Annotated in this window: 17 protein-coding genes; 9 read left to right on the forward strand and 8 right to left on the reverse strand. The window is 34.5% G+C overall.

Going from position 1 to position 15,782, the window contains the following annotated elements:
• Positions 1 to 3: 3 nt before the first annotated feature.
• Both FJA49_RS06175 and FJA49_RS06180 read left to right on the forward strand, forming a co-directional pair.
• Entirely contained in the window at positions 4 to 402 is a 399-nt protein-coding gene (locus FJA49_RS06175) for a GreA/GreB family elongation factor (protein WP_139999940.1), read from the forward strand.
• Between the two features lie 5 nt (positions 403 to 407).
• The gene (locus tag FJA49_RS06180; RefSeq protein ID WP_139999942.1) at positions 408 to 794 is read left to right on the forward strand and encodes a hypothetical protein; all 387 of its coding nucleotides are present in this window, start codon (positions 408 to 410) and stop codon (positions 792 to 794) included.
• Between the two features lie 301 nt (positions 795 to 1,095).
• Here FJA49_RS06180 and FJA49_RS06185 read toward each other — a convergent pair whose 3' ends face one another.
• Both FJA49_RS06185 and FJA49_RS06190 read right to left on the reverse strand, forming a co-directional pair.
• Entirely contained in the window at positions 1,096 to 2,118 is a 1,023-nt protein-coding gene (locus tag FJA49_RS06185) for an LLM class flavin-dependent oxidoreductase (RefSeq protein WP_139999944.1), read from the reverse strand.
• Between the two features lie 105 nt (positions 2,119 to 2,223).
• Positions 2,224 to 2,829: an FMN-dependent NADH-azoreductase gene (locus FJA49_RS06190; RefSeq protein ID WP_139999946.1), complete on the reverse strand. Its 606-nt coding sequence runs from the start codon at positions 2,827 to 2,829 to the stop codon at positions 2,224 to 2,226.
• Positions 2,830 to 2,928: 99 nt separating this feature from the next.
• On the opposite strand from FJA49_RS06190, the gene FJA49_RS06195 reads away from it, so the two are divergent.
• Entirely contained in the window at positions 2,929 to 3,273 is a 345-nt protein-coding gene (locus tag FJA49_RS06195) for a winged helix-turn-helix transcriptional regulator (protein WP_139999948.1), read from the forward strand.
• A 15-nt stretch (positions 3,274 to 3,288) separates the two neighbouring features.
• Here the strand turns inward: FJA49_RS06195 and FJA49_RS06200 are convergent, their stop codons facing one another.
• Together FJA49_RS06200 and FJA49_RS06205 are read right to left on the reverse strand one after the other, a co-directional pair.
• Complete coding sequence (locus tag FJA49_RS06200; RefSeq protein WP_139999950.1) at positions 3,289 to 3,813, reverse strand: hypothetical protein; 525 nt, start codon at positions 3,811 to 3,813, stop codon at positions 3,289 to 3,291.
• Entirely contained in the window at positions 3,813 to 4,718 is a 906-nt protein-coding gene (locus FJA49_RS06205) for a 6TM ABC transporter family protein (protein WP_139999952.1), read from the reverse strand. The genes FJA49_RS06200 and FJA49_RS06205 overlap by 1 nt, the downstream gene beginning before the upstream one ends.
• A 162-nt stretch (positions 4,719 to 4,880) precedes the next feature.
• Between FJA49_RS06205 and FJA49_RS06210 the strand changes: the two genes are divergently transcribed.
• Positions 4,881 to 5,867 carry an SIMPL domain-containing protein gene (locus FJA49_RS06210; protein ID WP_139999954.1) on the forward strand — a complete coding sequence of 329 codons (987 nt, stop codon included), beginning with the start codon at positions 4,881 to 4,883 and terminating at the stop codon, positions 5,865 to 5,867.
• Between the two features lie 62 nt (positions 5,868 to 5,929).
• Here the strand turns inward: FJA49_RS06210 and acs are convergent, their stop codons facing one another.
• Positions 5,930 to 7,837, reverse strand: a complete 1,908-nt coding sequence (gene acs / locus FJA49_RS06215; protein ID WP_139999956.1) for an acetate--CoA ligase — start codon at positions 7,835 to 7,837, stop codon at positions 5,930 to 5,932.
• Between the two features lie 145 nt (positions 7,838 to 7,982).
• On the opposite strand from acs, the gene FJA49_RS06220 reads away from it, so the two are divergent.
• Complete coding sequence (locus FJA49_RS06220) at positions 7,983 to 9,278, forward strand: chloride channel protein (RefSeq protein WP_233590079.1); 1,296 nt, start codon at positions 7,983 to 7,985, stop codon at positions 9,276 to 9,278.
• Positions 9,278 to 9,862, forward strand: coding sequence for an HPP family protein (locus tag FJA49_RS06225; RefSeq protein WP_139999958.1), 585 nt, complete (start codon positions 9,278 to 9,280; stop codon positions 9,860 to 9,862). The genes FJA49_RS06220 and FJA49_RS06225 overlap by 1 nt, the downstream gene beginning before the upstream one ends.
• Positions 9,863 to 9,892: 30 nt before the next feature.
• Here the strand turns inward: FJA49_RS06225 and FJA49_RS06230 are convergent, their stop codons facing one another.
• Together FJA49_RS06230 and FJA49_RS06235 are read right to left on the reverse strand one after the other, a co-directional pair.
• Entirely contained in the window at positions 9,893 to 10,321 is a 429-nt protein-coding gene (locus tag FJA49_RS06230) for a DUF2147 domain-containing protein (protein ID WP_139999960.1), read from the reverse strand.
• Positions 10,318 to 11,220, reverse strand: coding sequence for an outer membrane beta-barrel protein (locus tag FJA49_RS06235; RefSeq protein ID WP_139999962.1), 903 nt, complete (start codon positions 11,218 to 11,220; stop codon positions 10,318 to 10,320). Before FJA49_RS06235 ends, FJA49_RS06230 begins: the two co-directional genes overlap by 4 nt.
• A gap of 480 nt (positions 11,221 to 11,700) precedes the next feature.
• Here FJA49_RS06235 and FJA49_RS06240 point away from each other — a divergent pair, with 480 nt between their 5' ends.
• Genes FJA49_RS06240 through FJA49_RS06250 form a run of 3 tightly spaced genes read left to right on the forward strand, consistent with a single transcriptional unit; the run spans position 11,701 to position 14,554 of the window.
• Entirely contained in the window at positions 11,701 to 12,387 is a 687-nt protein-coding gene (locus tag FJA49_RS06240) for a hypothetical protein (protein ID WP_139999964.1), read from the forward strand.
• Positions 12,388 to 12,393: 6 nt separating this feature from the next.
• Positions 12,394 to 12,924, forward strand: coding sequence for a hypothetical protein (locus FJA49_RS06245; RefSeq protein ID WP_139999965.1), 531 nt, complete (start codon positions 12,394 to 12,396; stop codon positions 12,922 to 12,924).
• Complete coding sequence (locus FJA49_RS06250) at positions 12,914 to 14,554, forward strand: ImmA/IrrE family metallo-endopeptidase (protein ID WP_139999966.1); 1,641 nt, start codon at positions 12,914 to 12,916, stop codon at positions 14,552 to 14,554. Before FJA49_RS06245 ends, FJA49_RS06250 begins: the two co-directional genes overlap by 11 nt.
• Before the next feature lie 72 nt (positions 14,555 to 14,626).
• Here the strand turns inward: FJA49_RS06250 and FJA49_RS06255 are convergent, their stop codons facing one another.
• Positions 14,627 to 15,535, reverse strand: coding sequence for a helix-turn-helix transcriptional regulator (locus FJA49_RS06255; protein ID WP_139999967.1), 909 nt, complete (start codon positions 15,533 to 15,535; stop codon positions 14,627 to 14,629).
• Positions 15,536 to 15,782: the final 247 nt, after the last annotated feature.

The raw sequence follows: 15,782 nt of genomic DNA on the forward strand, positions 1-15,782 counted from the left end.
ATCATGAAAGAAATAATCATCGAGAAAAGAGAATATGAAATGCTGCGACAGATTATCTCTAATGCAGGTCATAATGTAGACAAAACCTACAAGGCTTCTATCGAAAAGCTGGCTAATGAGCTTAAATCGGCAACGATTATAGCAAAAGAAAGCATGCCGGAAGAAATTGTAAGGTTTAATTCTATCGTAACAGTACAGATGCCTTTTGGTGATCCGAAAAGCTTCCAGATTGTTACGCCGGAAAAAAGCGATATTTCAAAAAACAAATTGTCAATTCTGGCTCCTATGGGACTAGCTTTATTTGGCTATGCGGTTTCTGATGAAATCATGTGGCAATTCCCATCAGGAATGAATGCAATAAAAATCCTGAATGTAGAACAACCAGACGCTTTGCAAAAATAATGACCATGAAAAAAGAGGTAATCAAAATACATCAGGACCAGGACGACTTGCAAAAGTTTTTCATCAACAGGGATGTTGATCGTTGGAAAGATGAAGTGGCTATCATTGAAGAAGAAATCATTTTATTTTCCAATTTATTGGGAGCTAAAAATGACAAATCGTATTCAAATATCTTGGAAAAGATGAAGGATTTCAAGGTTCAGAATTCTGAAATTCAAGAAGAATTAATTAATTATGACCGAAAATTAGAAGTATTGAAAGAATGTGAAGATCTTCAATGTGAAACCTTTTTCCTGAATTCTCATAATGAGTTCAAAGAAAAGATTGAAGTACATTTTTATCAGTACCGAAATTTCAAGAAGAATGTTTTTTCTGTAATCAATAATAAATAATTTTTAATTGTACCTAAAAAAAAGTAATTGAGAATATACCATGATTATTAAGTAGATTCGTTTGAGACAATTACTTTTAAAACACCGGCGAAAGTTGGTGTTTTTTTTTTGCTTGCCACTGATTAGAATAATTACAACGATTTCAGAAGTTTATACAAAAACAAAAATCTCAGCTTTTAGGCTGAGATTTTATTTTGTACTAAGTTGTTATTCTATTTTTAATACTTTGCGGCTCTGCGTCTTTGCGAGCAATTATTTTCACGCAAAGACGCAGAGTCGCAAAGTTCATAATCGGTAAAACCTAACGCCATCCCAGTCCCGGCGCCACATGCTCCAGAATCGATGACAATACATGAACATTGTAATCTACTCCTAAAGTATTAGGTATCGTTAAAAGTAGCGTATCCGCTTCCTGTATCGCTTCATCTTCAGCCAATTCTTTTATAAGTTTATCTGGTTCCGCAGCATAGCTTCGTCCGAAAATGGCATTTCTGCCAGGTTCAATCATTCCAATCTGGTCTACCCTATTGGCTTCCTGTCCGAAATAAAGACGGTCTTGATCGTTTACCAATGCAAAAATAGAACGACTTACAGATACTCTTGGTTCGCCCGGATGCCCTGCTTTTCTCCATGCTTCCTTATACAATCGAATCTGTTCGGCTTGTTGCACATGGAAAGGTTTGCCACTTTCATCAAATTTTAAAGTAGAACTTTGAAGGTGCATGGCATTTTCAGCGGCCCAAACAGCAGTAGCATTAGAAGCAGCTCCCCACCAAATACGTTCGCGTAATCCTTTGGAGTACGGTTCCAAACGTAATAAACCCGGTGGATTCGGAAACATCGGATTTGGATTTGGTTGGGCAAAACCAACACCATCCAGTCTTTGTAAAAATTCCATGGCTTTACGGCGTCCCATATCGGCATCGTTTTCTCCTGCGGTTGGTTCGTATCCAAAATAGCGCCATCCTTCGATTACCTGTTCTGGTGAACCTCTGCTTATTCCTAATTGCAATCGTCCTTCCGAAATCAGATCGGCAGCACTGGCATCTTCTACCATATACATCGGATTCTCATAACGCATATCAATTACGCCTGTTCCGATTTCTATCTTACTTGTTTTGGCACCAATAGCCGAAAGTAATGGAAATGGAGATGCTAACTGAGCTGCAAAATGATGTACCCGAAAATAAGCACCATCTACACCAATCTCTTCGGCTGCAACAGCCAAGTCTATAGATTGAAGCAAAGTATCGCTTGCCGTACGGGTTTTATATGCGGGATGATTCGCCCAATGTCCAAACGATAAAAATCCTATTTTCTTCATTTTTGGTCTTTATTTGTCTCATGTAAATATAACCATTTTCCTTTGGAAAACCGACAGCTTCGCTATGCTAAATTGCGGTAGCTTCTGCCTTAAATCACCTTGTGTTTATAAACTATATGCAGCTACGGACTCAAGTGCTTTTGGTAAAGCTTCATCTTTAAACTGTGGCATGGCTGTACCTTCAACCCTAAAAACGGTTATGTCTGTAATGCCGATAAAACCTAATACATTTCGCAAATATTTTTCAGTGAGATCAAATTCTTTCAATGGTCCTTCTGAAAAAATTCCTCCACTTGCTATTGCCAGGAACACCTTTTTATCTTTCAGCAATCCTTCTATTCCTTCTTCTGAATAACGAAAAGTGATACCCGCCCTTACAATATGGTCTATCCACGCTTTAAGCGATGAAGGAATACTCAGATTGTACATAGGTACATCTATAACCACTATATCAGCAGGTAACAATTCTTTTAAGGCTTCATCTGAATAAGATACTGCATCCTTCAGTTCTGCCGTAAGGTCTTGCGTGGGTGTCATGAATGAATTGAAATGAAGCTCATTCAAATGCGGCATTTCATTTTTTGTTAGATTTCGTGTAGTACTATCAATTTCCGGGTGTTGTGTTTTGATTTTTTCCACAATCGCATTTCCCAATTGGAAACTCAAGGATTCATTGCCTTTGAAGCTGGTTATTAATCTTAATAATTTCATCTTATTTCTATTTTTAATTGTTGGTACAAATTTTAAAAGAAATACTATACATTTGTTATCTGTTACAAAAAGAATAGTAGTTACAAAAAGAATAGTATAATGGAAATGCATACAGAAGACAGATGCTCTAAGGCCAAACTAGCCATCCGAGACACATTAGATGTTGTAGGTGGGAAATGGAAGTTGGTCCTTCTTTCTATTTTAAGAAATGGAAAAAGAGGATTTAATGAATTGTCAAGAGAAGCAGGAATTTCGCCCCGCATTCTGTCAAAGGAACTTCAAGAACTGGAAATGAATGGACTTGTAAGCAGAGAGGTTTGTAATACGAAACCCATCACGGTACAATATGCACTGACAGAGTATAGCGAAACCTTGGGAGAAGTATTAATTGCAATGGAAAAATGGGGAAACCTGCATAGGCAGAAAGTAATTTCAGGAAACTAATTTCTTATTAGTTCATTATTCTATCTCACCTAAAAAAAGACTCCAGACTTCTTTCTTTTTGTTTCCAAACGTTTTTTCTTCCGGGTAGAAATAAATTCTTTGAGATATGTTTTTTTGCAGGGTTTCTGCCTCTCTTTGAATGGTCAGTATATAAGATGTTGTCCAATAATTGCCAAATGTTTTTACTTTCTGGATATTCTTTACTTCAAATTTCAATCCTTTAGAAGCTATTTTATCAAGCAATTTGTTTACTGATATCTTGTCAGAAGTAAAAAAATCGGAAACTAAAATGTTTTCTTTATACAAGGCATCAATCCTTTCTTCAAGTTGTTTTTGAAGTGTATTTGAAGCATTTTTATCCGAATACATTTCCAAAAGCTCATAAAAATCTTCCACTTTTGAAAAGGAATTTTCTTCATAAGCCTCTAAAACCTTTATAGAAAAGTTAGCTTTTATACTGTTCTCTATAGCGGCATTGTTGGCTTGCTGTGCAAAAGCACAGTTATAAAAAAGGAATAGTATGAATGTAAAATACTTCATTATTGTTTGATTCTAATAAATTCAATTTTTCCTTCATTGTCATTTTTAATCTCCAGAATCTGCATTCTCTTAACGGATTCGGTAGGAATAACCAGTTTTTCAGAAAATTCATTTTTGTTGAAATATTCGGCTCCCAAATCGTTTTTTAGCATGACAATAACTTCCAGATTATCCGATAAAATTTTATTAAGCTGTATTTTTCTAGTTTCCCAATCTTTAATGTCGGATTTCATAAAAGCTTTAAGCATCATCGCATAATCATCCGGCTGTAATAAAATTTCAGTCTTATCTGAAGCCTTATTTACTTTTACTTCCTGTTTTTTATAATAAGGACTTTGGATGACAATCTTTGTGTTTTCGTCTTTTACCGCGACTTCTATTTCAGAATTTCGGATAGGAATCTCCACTTTTTTATTGTCTTCAATTGTATAGGCTTTTACTTCTTTTGCTTGTATGGTTTCGTTCGTAAATTCATTTTTCAGCTGCAATTTCTGTATCGGTTTTTTTTCTGGATAAGCTAAAAACACAATCGTAACAATTAAAACAACTAAAAGGCCAACGCCAATAAAATACTTTTTTCTTTTTTTTGATTGGCTTTCTTTCTTCCCTACAGTTATTTCCTTATTGGTAAAGACAAATTCATCCCAACCGGAAAACCCTGAAAATTGGCTTAAAATGTCAAGCATGTCTTTTCTTGGCAGCTTGGAATTGATTTCGGCTTTAAGATGCGTGTAAATCCATTTTTCGCTAATACTCTGCCTGGTTTTTTCTTCAACCAATTCGATTAGATTCTGAATGTCTTGAGAAGAAAAACTTTTCCAGTTTCCTTTAAAATAAGGATACTGCTTCTGGTAGGCCAAAAGCACTTCTTGTTTCAAAAGTTGGAAAAAGTCTAATTCAGTCATCAATAAAATGAATTCAAAAGTAGCTGGAAAGGTATAAAAATCTAGTGTAAATCTGCTGTAAAACTACTGTAAAAAGGTTACAGCCAAAGGAAAGTGGTTTTACTGTACCCAATTTTGAATAGCAACCTAATCTTGCATCATTAATCTAAAACAGAAATCAAGATGAAATTAAAAATCACAATTGCAGGTATTTTATTTTTTGGAATGACTTATGCACAGCATGGCGCTAATCAGGTGTATACTAACCAGAATCCGTATAACTATAAAAATACAGGTGGATTTCAAAATGCCGAGAAAGTCAGTTATAATGATGATGGCATTACCTATCGCATTGCTATCCTAAACAATGTAAAACCCGATTCTTATATGGTTACTTTAGGTCTTAATGATGAAGCGCTGTCTGTAAAAGATTGCAATGCCAAAATCAACAAACGTCTGGATGGTTTTAAAAGTGCTTTAAAAAAAATGGGAATCAAGGAAGAAGAAATGTTTGTAGATTTTATTTCTCAAACTAAGATTTACGATTATAAATCGTCTACTACATCAAGCCAAATCAATATCAGTCAAGTGGAAAAGGGATTTGAAATAAAAAAGAATATCATTATCAAACTAAAAGATGCCAGCCTGTTTGATAGGTTAATTGATATGGCATCGGAATATGAAATCTATAACATCATCAAAGTGGATTACAAAAAAACCGATACCGAAAAAATCTATGATGAAATGCTTTCAGAAGCCAATGAAGTTTTAAAATCCAGAAGCAAGGTTTATGACAAATTGGGAAAAAGGGATTTTGAAGAATTTCCACAATTGTCTGTAAATTTCTATAGTATACAACCAGGAAAACAATATAAAAACTATACTGCTGCTGAGAGTTCAGATATCAGTTACTATAACGAGTACTACAATACTAACAAAGTAATGATTCGAAAAGAACAGCGAAAAGACAAGACTTTTTATTATGAGGGTATTGATATCGATTCTTTTGACAAGATTATGAATCCTGACTCTCCGGTGGTGGGCATCCAATATGTGATGGAGTTTACTATAACGTACAAAACAAAGAAGAAACCAAAAGAAGAAACCAAGAAATTATACCATATCATAACACCTAATGGAGATGTAAGAACATTGGATCTCAAAAACTAAAAAAGAAACAGCTTCAAGCACTTGTCTTGAAGCTGTTTTTATATAATTCAATTTAAATAAATTTAGATTCTACCGTTCTTGATTTCCTCTACAATTTCAGGGTTAAGTAACGTTGTCGTATCTCCGAAATTTGAGAAATCACCTTCTGCAATTTTTCTCAGAATTCTTCTCATAATTTTACCGGAACGTGTTTTTGGCAGTCCGGAAACAAACTGAATTTTGTCCAGTTTTGCAATTGGTCCAATATGGCCAGAAATGTGCTGGTTGATTTCGTTTGCCAAATTGGCTCTGTCTCTGGATTCACCATATTCTTTCAAGATAATAAATCCGTAAAGGGCATTTCCTTTAATGTCATGAGGGAAACCAACAATGGCTGATTCAGCTACTGCCGGATGTTCGTTGATCGCATCTTCAATAGGAGCCGTTCCTAAGTTGTGACCAGAAACAATGACCACATCATCAACACGGCCTGTAATTCTGTAATAGCCTACTTCATCACGTAATGCACCGTCTCCTGTAAAGTATTTACCCGGAAAGGCTGTAAAATAGGTTTCTTTAAATCGTTGGTGGTCGCCCCAAATGGTTCGTGCCATTCCAGGCCAAGGGAATTTGATACAAAGACTTCCTACAATCTGGTTGTCTTCAATTTCATTACGTTTTTCGTCCATTAAAACCGCCTGGATTCCCGGTAAAGGAAATGTAGCATAGGTAGGTTTTGTTGGTGTTATAAAAGGCAGTGGTGAAATCATAATTCCTCCGGTTTCTGTCTGCCACCAGGTATCTACAATTGGGCATCTTTTTTTACCCACATGGTTATTATACCAGTGCCATGCTTCTTCGTTAATCGGTTCTCCTACAGAACCAATTACTTTTAAGGTTGAGAGGTCGTGTTTCTCAACCCATTCGCTATTTTCTTTAGCTAAAGAACGAATGGCAGTTGGAGCCGTATAAAACTGAGTTACTTTATGTTTGTCGATTACTTCCCAGAATCTTCCGAAATCAGGATAAGACGGAACACCTTCAAAAATTACGGTTGTCGCACCATTCAATAGCGGACCGTATAAAATATAAGAGTGCCCGGTAATCCAACCAATATCAGCAGTACACCAGTAAATATCGTTTTCTTCGTAATTGAATATGTTTTTGAACGTATAGGCTGCAAAAACCATATAACCCGCAGTAGTGTGTAACATCCCTTTTGGTTTTCCTGTAGAACCCGAAGTATAAAGAATAAACAACGGATCTTCCGCATCCATAATTTCAGCTACATTATTAGGAACCGCTGCTTCCAATAAAGGCTGCAACCATAAATCGCGGCCTGTTTTCATATTGATTTCCGCATTGGTTCTTTTGGCAACAAGAACTTTTTCTACCGTAGGACATTTTTCCAAAGCCTCATCAATAATACCTTTAAGGTCGATTGATTTGTTTCCTCTGTAGGCTCCATCGGATGTGATCACCATTTTACACTGCGAATCATTGACTCTTGTGGTTACTGCCGAAGCAGAAAATCCAGCAAAAATAACAGAGTGAACGGCTCCTATTCGGGCACAAGCCAAGACAGAAACTGCCAATTCCGGAATCATAGGAAGGTAAATACAAACCCTATCCCCTTTTTTTATTCCTTGTTCTCTAAGAACATTGGCCATTTTTGCTACCCTATCGTATAGCTCATTATAAGTAATGTGTTGGGCTTCTTCTTTCGGATCGTTCGGCTCAAAAATAATAGCCGTTTTATTTCCTCTTTTTGCCAAGTGCCTGTCAATACAGTTTTTAGTAATATTGACTTTAGCATTTAAGAACCACTTAACGTCAGCCTCCTGCATGTCAAATTCTACAACCTTGTCCCACTTCTGGTACCAAGTAAAATTCTCATCAGCAATTTTGTCCCAAAATTTCCTCGGTTCGCGTATGGATTTGTTATAATGCTTAAAGTATTGTTCCAGATTCTTGACTTGATAATAACTCATAATCGTATTAAATTATAGATGGATTGAATGACCGTAAATATACTAAACATTGCCGTAAATGGGCACTTGTAAGCATTATTTTTCTCAGATTTTATGAACCGGAGCCCTATTTAAAACGTTAAATTATAAGGTAGAAAACCTATAGATGAGCTATCTTTGCATAAATCCTGAAAATAAGATGCAAACTCGTAAAAAACTGCTTGGGCTAATGTGGCTTAAGCTTGCTCTTGCAGCAGTGTTGGTTGGTTTTTTGGCCTCACTTCTGGCCATTTCGCTAAAACATATAACTGAACATTATGAAGGAGTATTTTTCGGTAGGGCTGAAAAGTATAATTTCCTGCTTTTAATACTTCCGTTTTTAGGACTTTCAGTAATTTATTTTTTAAGGCTATATCTTTTTAAGAATAAGGAAAACAAAGGAATCAAAGAAGTCTTTGAAAGTACCAAACCCGGCAAAAGCCTTCCTGCTTATAAAATCCCATCACATTTTATCAACGGACTGATTACAGTGGTTTTTGGAGGTTCTACAGGAATTGAAGTTTCTACCGTGGTGGCTTCTGCGGCAGTAGGTTCAATAGCGCATTCTAAAGAAAGTTTTTTGAAAAAATATAAGACAGAGCTGATTTGTGCCGGAGTTTCAGCTGGCGTTGCTGCCTTATTTGCCAGTCCAATAGCCGGTCTATTGTTTGCTTATGAAGTCATTTCAAAAAAAGCATCCAAATCGTTCTTATTTGCAACAATCATCGCTACTGGTGTAGCAGGAGTCTTTTTGTTTTTTATGGATGAAAAGCCTCTTTTTGCCATTGGCCTTTCCACTTGGCATTACCATGCTATTCCTTATTTCATTTTATTAGGGATACTTGCAGGTATGAATTCCGTTTATCTTACAAAATGCGTATTGCAAATCAAATCTTGGTTTTTAAAAATAAAGACGCCGTATTATAGAGTTGTATTTGGAGCATTGATTGTTGGAATCGGGTTGTTTCTTTTTCCTCAATTGTTTGGGGACGGCTATCATGCTGTAAAAGAAAACATAGCAACTTCCGGTACAACTCCTGCTATTTCTGTGCTTTTAACTTTAGCAGCCTGTATACTTTTAAAACCAATCCTTACTTCAGTTACGCTTTCTTCGGGAGGCGATGGTGGTGTTTTTGCTCCTAGTATTTTTATTGGAGCACTTCTTGGTCTTTTGTTAGCTTTTTTATCCAACCGTTTTTTTGATGCAGGAGTAATTCCGCTCAATTTTATGGTTATAGGAATGGCTGCCATGCTTAGTGCTAGTATTAGCGCACCTTTTACCGCCTTGTTTTTAGTCTGTGGACTCGTAGGTAGTTATGTTTTATTCTGGCCTATATTGGTTGTTTCTTTAGTTTCTAAATACGTAGCCCAAAAGCTTTGCCCTTATACGGTATATACCTACACTGCCAAAACAACCGCCTAATGCCTATAAAAAAAATCAAACGAACCTATCGCAAAACCAGATATGTCCTTTATAAAGAAACGCTGGTTGATTTTAGGGAACATTTTTGGGCATTTATCGGATCATTTGTCGGAATGGGACTTATCGCCTATTTACAATATGGATCGTTCAACGAAAATGATTTTATATTTCTGATAGGTTCCTTTGGAGCTTCTTGTGTGTTGGTATATGGCGTAATTCATAGTCCTTTGGCGCAACCCCGCAATTTGATTGGCGGACATGTTGTTTCTGCCCTTGTGGGTGTTACGGCCCAAAAGCTGGTTCCTGATGTTTTATGGATTGCCGCACCTTTAGCCGTATCCTTATCTATCGTATTGATGCAGATAACAAAAACCTTACATCCACCAGGTGGAGCTACGGCTTTAATTGCTGTTACCGGCGGACCACAGATAAAAGAACTGGGATATGGATATGTTATCTTTCCGGTATTGAGTGGTGCACTTATTCTTTTAATTGTAGCTTTGATTTTTAACAACCTGACACCAAAAAGAAAATATCCTTCCTCTCCTATTTTGAGAAAAAGAAAAAGGAAAAAGAACGCATAAAAAAGCTCCCGGATTGGGAGCTTTTTGTTTTTAAATGCGGGTCCAATATTGTGTCCTTCCTAATAAAGAAATACCTAAATAACCACGTACTTTGAGTTTATCACTATTTTCGAGATTGATACGACATTTGTATTCATTCCCATTTCTAGGGTCTAAAATAGTACCGTCCTCCCATGTGTCTCCATCTTTAGAGAGTCCTTCAATAATAACCATTCCTTTTACAGGTTTGTCTTTTTTACTGCCTTTGCATTTATCACAGGTTTTGTCTTCTTTTCCCTTTTCAAGGATTTCTATAATCTTGCCGTAAATCTTGCCGTTTTTCTCATAGATTTCGACAATAGACTTGGCATCACCGGTTTCATCATCAAAGGTTTTCCATTTCCCTGTAACAGATTGGGCCTGTCCTGTTTGTATTCCTGCAAAGAGCAGAAAGATACAATATGCGGCTAGCTTTTTCATTTTCCAAAACTATAACGTATACCTACATTCACTCCTATACCGCTGGCATTTACATACTGCGTTGGTATTCTTCTAGGAGAGTTCGGATCTGGCGCTCCTTGCGTAAATGTGTCAGAAAAAACAAATTTTTTCTCATTAACAGGAAGATCCGCTAATTGCTGGCCTGGAACTAATACAGCATTTCCATTAGTAACAGCCGTAGTTCTATATTCTGTTATTTCTGCTGATTTGCTCTTGATACTCAAATTTTTAAATTCTACTTCTCCAAAAATTTGCAGTTTTGGCGCTACCGGATACGTAACACCTAATGCACCAACAAAACCAATACTGAATTTTGATTCTACTTCTGATTTAGCATCAACATGAATGTCGGTTCCTTGACCGCCACCGTTGGTTTGATTGGCTGTTGTTTCAATAAAAAGCTTTCCAGCTGTTGGTATAATCGCTCCAATTCTTGCATAAGGATTCAATTTGCTTAAACCTGGAGTGATATAAATAGCAGGAATGATGTCCAATCCTCTCAGATAGGCTACTTCTTCAGACTGTATCTGCGGGCTGGTTAGTTTTCCTATGGTTTTGTCATATCCCGAAAAGTAATTGAAACCAACTTCAGCTCCTATGTAATTATTAAACATATATCCAGCTGTAATATTTCCTTTAAATCCGCCACCTAAAGTTCCATTTAGAGATTTTACCCGCATACTTCCATCGGGATTTACAGTAATGTCTGTAGATTGTTGGATCCGTGTCAGCCCATTCGGGTCGGCATTGTTAAATTCTGTTTTTCCGGATTCCGTAACGAAGCCTAAGCCACCTCGGACATAAAATTCCTGTGCCTGGCTTTTTGTGCCTAATAAGGCGATACAAATCGTGCAAATTAGAATGCTTGCCTTTTTCATAATGTAAATTTTAAGGTTTGAAGTTATTCAGTTATACAGCATTTTTGTTGGGCTTAACGCCAACTGCATATTAAAGTTAGCCATTTTACACTAGACCTTAACCGATTTTAGCCATACCTTAACACAGTCGTTTCTGTTTAACAGAATGGTCAACCAATAAAGGTACTTAAAGACAAAAATATCCGTATTTGGGTAATTTTGGCTCTCTTGTACCAAATAGACACGGTATTTTCTTATTCTTTTGAGCTTAAATAAAGTATAGTCGCTTTTTCCGTCTGAAAAAAACTCCTGTAAAAAATATGCTGTTACAAATCAAGAGTATAGTTTTCAATAAGTTATATTAAAGTAAAAATATTTTTCCTAGCTTAGTAAAAATTTAAAACCTATGAAAAAGCCAATCTTTTTGAAAACACATTCTTAAATGTTATAATTCATCTACAATCTTATCAAATATTTTCATGAAACTAATTCAGTAGGAATATGACAAAAAAAATATTTATCATTGTTTATTTGGTTTTAATACCAGTAATCGAAATCAATGCTCAAACAAAAGACCAAACTACAAAGTACAGAAAGGAAGCACTCGAGCAACTTAGAGGACTGCAAGATTTTTATAATAATAAATCAATTAATAATAACACAAGTATTGACAGTTTACAGAGTAAATTAGAAACTCTTATCAATGTAAGCAAAACTTTAAAAGATACTGTGCAACTCAAGCTGATTGCAAATTATTTCACAACGATAAATAACAATTTATCGGAAGCTGATAGTCAAAGTCTTTTAGACATAAGCCGTATTACAAATAAAGATCTGCAGCTTAAATTTTCAGCTAATAAGATTTCTGACCACTTATCACCAAATTTTGTCTTCGGTAAGACACAGAGAATTAAGATCAAAGCTCTCATGAGTACTAATCATAATTTATCGGGTAATTACCGCCTCCATTGGTGTTCCTATACAGGCCGGTCAGTTAAAGATCTAGTGAAAAAAGATGGTTTTATATCCAATACATTTGCTAACCCATATACAATTGAAGTAGTGATGCCTGGACTAATTACATTTTGGTTAAAAGATGTTAGTACAAATGAAATTTATTTTTCTGACAATACTTATTATGACATGGTAAAACCATCACCCTTACTAGAAATTTACTTTAAAAAATAATAAATTATGCAAAAACATATTAATACTATTTTTGGTTTAGGGCTGGTCATTATTACAACAATCACTTCATTCATCGCAAGACCTCCTGTTATTAGTAGTGATGAAAATGAGGGAATAAATTGGCGAAATGTCGTTATCTTCATTACCGGTGTCTTAGTAATCTATTTTCAAAGAAATGTATCAACTGAAAATATACCTGCAAAAAAAATATTAATTCCTGGATCAATATTTATACTTGCACTCATAGCTTACGAAATTATGTATTATAAATATAGCATATCATGCTATAATAACAGAGTAATCATTTCTTACGCAGAGGTTAGACCCGAATTTAAAATTGATTGGAAAGGCTGGCAAAAAGAAAATAATTATGAGAATTTTTTAAAAGGTGCCGATTGTAGCCCCGTAAATAGGTGGTATCAAAAAGATCTTGCAATACAAAACTACGGCTTCATTAGCCTTTATATTATAATTACGACTTCCTTCATTAAAACAGTTTTGCTCTCCACTTATAAAATCAAGTCAAATGCAAAATAAAAATTATACATATAGTATAATACTTTTTCTTTTCAGTTTTGCCTCTCTAGCGCAAAATCAAAATTTGACACTTAAGGGTATATTTGATCGAGAATATGAAAATTTCCTTTATGTCACCAAAGACTTTAAAATTAAAATTCCACCATTATTATACTCAGTTTCTGAACAGTCACATCTTTCCAAAGACAATCTTGTGATAAATTTAAATCAGATTGAACCCTATACTAAAGATAAAGGTGAATTATTTAAGCAGATTTTTGCACGTTTCGTCTTAGGACATGAAATTGGGCATGTATTACAACACTCCATGTTTGACAAAATAGTTTTTGAAGCGCCAAAAGGTGAGCTTCAAATTTATTTCGAATGCTTTGCAGATGTAATTGCTGGCACCTTATTTTCATTGGTAACCCATTATGACATCAAGAAAAGATATGAGGCTGACAATAATTTTAATTTCGAACAATATAACAAGGGGTCTATAGAAATTATGAACGATGCATATCAGCAAATTCTTCTCATGGATAGTGCAAATGTTGTAATTACCAGTCATCCAACAAATATTCAACGAATGACTGCTTTTCGAAATGGGAAAATTGCTGGAATGATTGATTATACACAAAGAATTTTAGCGGACCCTGAATTGTACAGCGCCCTACCTAAAGAACATGTAGAACAGCAACGTGAAATTTTCACAAGTGTATCCACTGCAATGGGCTATAATATCTCAGATAAAGACATTTATAAAAGTAATATATTGCTCTGGGCTCGTAAAGAAACCTACCATATTATAAATGCTAATAATAAATATGTTTCCAATTTAATGATATATAATAGGAAATTTGAATGGGACGAAAGCAGTGAAAATCCAATTGTAGACGTTTCATTTTCAATATACAATTCCAATGATACGCCAGTAATTTTTTCTGGAAAATATCTAGTTGAGTTTGTTCTTAGAGATGATCCTAAAAATATAATAGCTATACAGCCTGTTAGTGGAAAACAGTTTGAAAATTGGATTAATCCAAAAGATACACTCAATATTAGTGGAAGACTCACTTGGTTTGCGGACGACAAATACATGCCTAGCTTAAATATCCCTGGAGATGAACTCTCATTATACAGCAGTTTTCCTCATAATGGATTAGGTTTACTTGAAATTGAGAATATTCAACGTTTTTCCGCTGACTTTAGCAAATGGAATGAAGATTCAATAGATGATCTTATGGATATTTTAAAATTTATTAAAAATAGAAGGGGAAAATTTATTTTTTTAAAAAAAGGTATCGGAGTTAGTATGGCATCAAAAAAGAAAAATCTTCGTGTATATGGAGCTAAATACTCTTGTAATTTCATATCAAATCGAAATGAGGATTTTTACTTTTTACAAAGAGGGGAAAAAATTAGTTTTGTAGCTGAAATTTTCTTTAAAGATTCATCTATAGCAGAAAATACATTCAGAAATTTAAAAAGTAATGTAAAAAAAGCCTTCTCTTATGATAATCAAAGTTTTCAAGATGATGAAATCAAATACGAAGAATATACTTATCAGGGAAATGTGATTATGGATATTGATTTTCAGTACATTAAAAACATGGATGAGTATAGGATAAAGATTGAAATATTAGAATAAAAAGAAAAAATTTCAATTACGTTTCTAAAATTAATTTTTACTATACTATGCATATTTAAAATACCCAACTCTTTATAAATTAGCAGCCCATATATAAATATCAACCTTTTCTCCAATATTATACTTTCTTCTAATTCTATATTTTTTACCTTCTATGCTTCTAATACTGGAATTGGTAAACTTAGCTATTTCCTTTGTTGTGAAACCTAATTTTATATAGGCGCAAAACTCCTGTTCGCTTGCCACTACATTAGGTTGTATCTCAACCAATCTTTCGCAAAAATAAGGGTACAGTTTTTTAAATTTTGGAAAAAAATGACTATTGTTCTGTACAGCCATGTCAATAACTTCCTTTAATTTATCCATATCAATCTCTGCTTCCCTCACCCACATTTCAACCTTCTTTTTATAGAATTTAATCGATATAGCCTGTTTCCTTATTATAAAATAGATAAACCAAAAGACAAGTCCAATTGACCCTAGTAATGATTCTAGAAAAATCATGTCCTTCTTCGGATGTTCAAAAGAATTTGTTTTAACATCTAAAAACACTATAAAAAAAAGAAAAAAGCATATTAATGCGATTGCCTTTTTATTTCTACTGACTTTTAAAAAATAAGGCAAAGACAGAATCAGGGGAATGTAATAGAGATGAATTCCTGATGCTAACCCTGTATGAGAAGATATATAAAAGAAGATAAAAACTAATAATAGATAGGCAAAAGTTTGTGCAAGGGCATTAAATTTTAAATCGGTGTATACGACATAAAAGAAAAGAATTGACAGCAAAAAGAAGCAATATGAGATTAATGATGCTATATAAATAAAATCAGATACAGCAATAGCAAAAAATAAAAGTGAAAGCGAAAGAAAACTTTTATTCCATAGCTTAATGTGTTCCACTTCCATTTTGTGTGAATACTTTTCAGTTCCAACTTCTATTAATTTGGAATAAAAACCTGAAATGCTTTCTAAAACCATAGTAATTTGTGATTAAAAAATAATGCATGAAATCTGATGCAATTTTAAGCCAAAAAACTACGCAAGTAAATGCATGTATGTAATCATTTCGGAATATATCACACTAAAAACAACAAATAAATCACTGATTTTAAAACAATTAAATTATAAATTATAAAACTAAGGTTTTAAATGGGTTCCTTTTGAATAAATGATAAAAATAGCCCTCGGGGTAAGGCGTATACTACAAAACAATTAAATTTGTAGT

Origin of the sequence: Flavobacterium microcysteis (genome assembly GCF_006385255.1) — a bacterium.
GTDB classification, from domain to species: Bacteria; Bacteroidota; Bacteroidia; order Flavobacteriales; family Flavobacteriaceae; genus Flavobacterium; species Flavobacterium microcysteis.

What these genes read in the sequence shown, in the direction of transcription:
- FJA49_RS06235 (WP_139999962.1), bottom strand. Translation starts at nt 11,220, where the DNA reads ATGAAAAAGGCAAGCATTCTAATTTGCACGATTTGTATCGCCTTATTA.
- FJA49_RS06205 (WP_139999952.1), bottom strand. Translation starts at nt 4,718, where the DNA reads ATGACTGAATTAGACTTTTTCCAACTTTTGAAACAAGAAGTGCTTTTG.
- FJA49_RS06210 (WP_139999954.1), top strand. Translation starts at nt 4,881, where the DNA reads ATGAAATTAAAAATCACAATTGCAGGTATTTTATTTTTTGGAATGACT.
- FJA49_RS06255 (WP_139999967.1), bottom strand. Translation starts at nt 15,535, where the DNA reads ATGGTTTTAGAAAGCATTTCAGGTTTTTATTCCAAATTAATAGAAGTT.
- FJA49_RS06190 (WP_139999946.1), bottom strand. Translation starts at nt 2,829, where the DNA reads ATGAAATTATTAAGATTAATAACCAGCTTCAAAGGCAATGAATCCTTG.
- acs (WP_139999956.1), bottom strand. Translation starts at nt 7,837, where the DNA reads ATGAGTTATTATCAAGTCAAGAATCTGGAACAATACTTTAAGCATTAT.
- FJA49_RS06200 (WP_139999950.1), bottom strand. Translation starts at nt 3,813, where the DNA reads ATGAAGTATTTTACATTCATACTATTCCTTTTTTATAACTGTGCTTTT.
- FJA49_RS06250 (WP_139999966.1), top strand. Translation starts at nt 12,914, where the DNA reads ATGCAAAATAAAAATTATACATATAGTATAATACTTTTTCTTTTCAGT.
- FJA49_RS06230 (WP_139999960.1), bottom strand. Translation starts at nt 10,321, where the DNA reads ATGAAAAAGCTAGCCGCATATTGTATCTTTCTGCTCTTTGCAGGAATA.
- FJA49_RS06185 (WP_139999944.1), bottom strand. Translation starts at nt 2,118, where the DNA reads ATGAAGAAAATAGGATTTTTATCGTTTGGACATTGGGCGAATCATCCC.
- FJA49_RS06225 (WP_139999958.1), top strand. Translation starts at nt 9,278, where the DNA reads ATGCCTATAAAAAAAATCAAACGAACCTATCGCAAAACCAGATATGTC.
- FJA49_RS06240 (WP_139999964.1), top strand. Translation starts at nt 11,701, where the DNA reads ATGACAAAAAAAATATTTATCATTGTTTATTTGGTTTTAATACCAGTA.
- FJA49_RS06180 (WP_139999942.1), top strand. Translation starts at nt 408, where the DNA reads ATGAAAAAAGAGGTAATCAAAATACATCAGGACCAGGACGACTTGCAA.
- FJA49_RS06175 (WP_139999940.1), top strand. Translation starts at nt 4, where the DNA reads ATGAAAGAAATAATCATCGAGAAAAGAGAATATGAAATGCTGCGACAG.
- FJA49_RS06220 (WP_233590079.1), top strand. Translation starts at nt 7,983, where the DNA reads ATGAGCTATCTTTGCATAAATCCTGAAAATAAGATGCAAACTCGTAAA.
- FJA49_RS06195 (WP_139999948.1), top strand. Translation starts at nt 2,929, where the DNA reads ATGGAAATGCATACAGAAGACAGATGCTCTAAGGCCAAACTAGCCATC.
- FJA49_RS06245 (WP_139999965.1), top strand. Translation starts at nt 12,394, where the DNA reads ATGCAAAAACATATTAATACTATTTTTGGTTTAGGGCTGGTCATTATT.